Annotated in this window: 4 protein-coding genes; 3 read left to right on the forward strand and 1 reads right to left on the reverse strand. The window is 54.0% G+C overall.

Going from position 1 to position 3,225, the window contains the following annotated elements; genetic code table 11:
• Positions 1-41: 41 nt before the first annotated feature.
• Genes L691_RS0104905 through L691_RS0104915 form a run of 3 tightly spaced genes read left to right on the forward strand, consistent with a single transcriptional unit; the run spans position 42 to position 2,573 of the window.
• The gene (locus L691_RS0104905) at positions 42-776 is read left to right on the forward strand and encodes a glycosyltransferase family 32 protein (protein WP_025689142.1); all 735 of its coding nucleotides are present in this window, start codon (positions 42-44) and stop codon (positions 774-776) included.
• Positions 777-789: 13 nt separating this feature from the next.
• Positions 790-1,404 (forward strand): sugar transferase, encoded by a 615-nt coding sequence (locus tag L691_RS0104910; RefSeq protein WP_025689143.1) that lies wholly within the window; start codon positions 790-792, stop codon positions 1,402-1,404.
• On the forward strand, positions 1,404-2,573 hold the full coding sequence (locus tag L691_RS0104915) for an aminotransferase class I/II-fold pyridoxal phosphate-dependent enzyme (protein WP_025689144.1): 1,170 nt from the start codon (positions 1,404-1,406) through the stop codon (positions 2,571-2,573). The genes L691_RS0104910 and L691_RS0104915 overlap by 1 nt, the downstream gene beginning before the upstream one ends.
• A 338-nt stretch (positions 2,574-2,911) precedes the next feature.
• Here the strand turns inward: L691_RS0104915 and L691_RS33345 are convergent.
• A partial coding sequence (locus L691_RS33345; protein WP_232229097.1) for a hypothetical protein occupies positions 2,912-3,225 on the reverse strand: 314 nt, incomplete at its 5' end.

Below are 3,225 nucleotides of genomic sequence, written 5' to 3' on the forward strand. Positions count from 1 at the left end.
CAAAAGAAAGTTCTAAAGATACTATACGAGGAGGCGGACGGATGGATTCTTCGACGAAGATCCCCAAGGTTGTCCATTACTGCTGGTTCGGCCGCGGCGAGAAGCCGGGAAAGATTCAAAAATGCATCAAGAGCTGGCACAAGTATTTGCCCGGCTTTCAATTCGTGGAATGGAACGAGGATAACTTCGACGTGACGGTTAACCGGTATGTGAAGGAAGCCTATGAACACCGGAAATATGCGTTTGTCAGCGACTATGCCCGGCTGCACGCTTTATATACCCGAGGCGGAATCTATATGGACACGGATGTTGAAGTGATCAGGCCGCTGGACCGTTTTCTGGAGCTGGAGGCTTTCTCGGGGTTTGAGGATGGGCATTTTCTGCAATCGGGTACGATGGGGGCGGTCGCTGGGCACCCCTGGATCAAGGAGCTGCTGGATTATTACGAGGGCCGGAGCTTTCTCCTGCCGGACGGCTCGCCGGATACGACGACCAACACGGCTGTGATCAGCGAAATCTGCATACGGCACGGGCTGGAGCTTAACGGAAAGTATCAGGTAACGGAGAACGGTGTAACCTTTTATCCCCGGACTTACTTTAGTCCTTACGATTATATCAATGGCGGAAGCTACCTGACCGAGGAGAGCTATACGATTCATCATTTTGCGCAGTCCTGGCTTCCGCTTCACGTCCGGATAAGGAGCGGCGTGAAGCGGATGGTCAGCCGGGTAATCGGTCCGGAGAATATTGCAAGAATGAGGAAGATATTCTCATAGGGGTGAGATTCGTATGAAAAGAGCGTTTGATCTGGCGGTATCGCTGGCCTTGTTAATTGTGCTGTCGCCCGTTATCGCGGGAACGGCATTGCTGGTGCGGTTAAAGCTCGGTTCGCCGATTCTGTTCAAGCAGACGAGGCCCGGACTCCATGGTAAACCATTTCATGTCTATAAATTCAGGACGATGACGGACGAGAGGGACGCTTCGGGTGAGCTTCTGTCTGACCATATTCGCCTTACATCATTTGGGAAGCTTCTTCGCAAATATAGCTTGGATGAGCTTCCCCAGCTGTGGAATGTAATTAATGGCGATATTAGTCTGGTTGGTCCAAGGCCCCTGCTCATGAGCTATTTGCAGCTATACACGGAGGAGCAGGCCCGCCGTCATCTGGTCAAGCCGGGAATTACCGGATGGGCGCAGGTGAACGGACGAAACGCGATCTCCTGGGAAGAGAAATTTAAGCTCGATACGTGGTACGTCGACCATTACAGCTTCGCTCTGGATCTGAAGATTTTGGCCTTAACGCTGCTTAAAGTCGTCCGATCGGAAGGCATCAGCAGCGGAAATCACGTCACTATGCCCGTATTTCAGGGGGGCGTAAATAAAGAAGAGGGAAGTCGAGGTTGATGAGGGTGGCAAATGAACGGATTTATCTGTCCCCGCCCCATATGAGCGGACGGGAGCAGCTATATATTAATGAAGCGTTCGATACGAACTGGATTGCGCCGCTCGGCCCCAATGTCGATGCCTTCGAACAGGAGATTGCCGAATATACGGGCGCGGGCGGAGCGGCTGCCCTGAGCTCGGGGACTGCCGCCATCCATATTTCGCTCTGTCTGCTTGATGTCGGACCCGGGGACCGGGTATTTTGCTCAAGCTTTACTTTTGTAGCAAGCGCCAATCCCGTGTGTTATGTAGGTGCTGAGCCGGTATTCATTGATTCCGAGCCGCAGACTTGGAATATGTCGCCCGAAGCGCTGGAGCGGGCGCTTGAAGAGGCGGACCGGGAGGGCCGTTTGCCCAAGGCGGTAATCGTCGTTCATTTATACGGGCAGAGCGCCAAGATGAAGGAAATCATGTCTTTATGCGGCCGCTATGATGTGCCGGTTATTGAGGACGCCGCAGAATCATTGGGCTCTACCTATGAAGGCAAGGCGAGCGGCACCCTTGGCAAGTTCGGCATTTACTCGTTCAACGGCAACAAGATCATTACGACCTCCGGCGGCGGCATGCTTGTATCCGATGATGAAGAGGCGCTAATCAAGGCGCGCTTCCTGGCGACCCAGGCGAGAGATCCGGCGCCGCATTACCAGCACAGCGTTATGGGTTATAATTACAGGCTCAGCAATGTGCTTGCGGGCGTGGGCCGAGCCCAGCTTCAGGTACTGGATGAGCGGGTTGAGGCCAGAAGAGCGATATTCGAGAACTACCGGGAGGCTTTCGGAGGCTTGAAGGGCGTGGAGTTCATGCCGGAATTGCCGGGTACGCGTTCGAACCGTTGGCTGACTGCGCTTACGATTGACGAAGAGGAGACCGGGGTCAAGATAAGCGATCTGCTGAAGGCGCTGGCCGACGATAATATTGAAGCAAGACCCTTGTGGAAGCCGCTTCATCTTCAGCCGATCTTCGAGTGTGCGCCATTCTATCCGCACAGCGAGACGCTCTGCGTATCCGAGCGGCTGTTCCGGTCCGGCATCTGCCTGCCTTCCGGCTCCGGCATGACTCTGGAGCAGCAGCAAAGAGTGATTAACCGCGTTCATGACACGCTGCGGACGGTAGCGGGTAACGTGCGTTAGGCGCCCGGATTTCCGGACGGTCCCTGCTGTTCGCGAATCCGTAACTTTACGTAATCGGGAACTTGCGAAAATGGGAACTTGAGAATTTAGAAACGGACTGAATCATTAGCGGGCAGAATCCGTAACTTGCTGGATCGGAAACAAGCATGCATTACCGCCGTGACCAGAGGAACGGGCAAACATGTGGCTCGATACGAACTGCAGCGAGGCGCTGCGAACCAAACGAACCCAATAAACCAAACAAACCCAATAAACCAAACAACCCTGCAAAAACCTGACATTGTACATCTTTTGTCGGACTTGAGCTTTCGCTGGATGGGATACCTGCAAAAATACAGTTATTGCCGGTTCAACTCTCCAATCCAGCCAGAAAAGCCTGAAATTCCTGCGCCATAGCAGGTTTTTCCCGCTAACTCTCGTTTCTGCTCGAAAAAACCTGCGCTTTCGCCGTTTTCCAGCAGGAGACCCAAACTAATCCGTAACCAACGGGATCTTGCGGTGCGACTCCCCAACGGGATCTTGCGGTGCGACTGCCAACGGGATCCTTGCGGTTCGGCTGCACCGCGCATCCCTTCTATTACAGATACCGTTCGCCCGCTGCGCGCGATCTGGCGATAACGGCGGGCGTCCCATAAGCTACGGCGTAACCGCC

It is taken from the genome of Paenibacillus zanthoxyli JH29 (assembly GCF_000520715.1).
GTDB classification, from domain to species: Bacteria; Bacillota; Bacilli; order Paenibacillales; family Paenibacillaceae; genus Paenibacillus_AQ; species Paenibacillus_AQ zanthoxyli.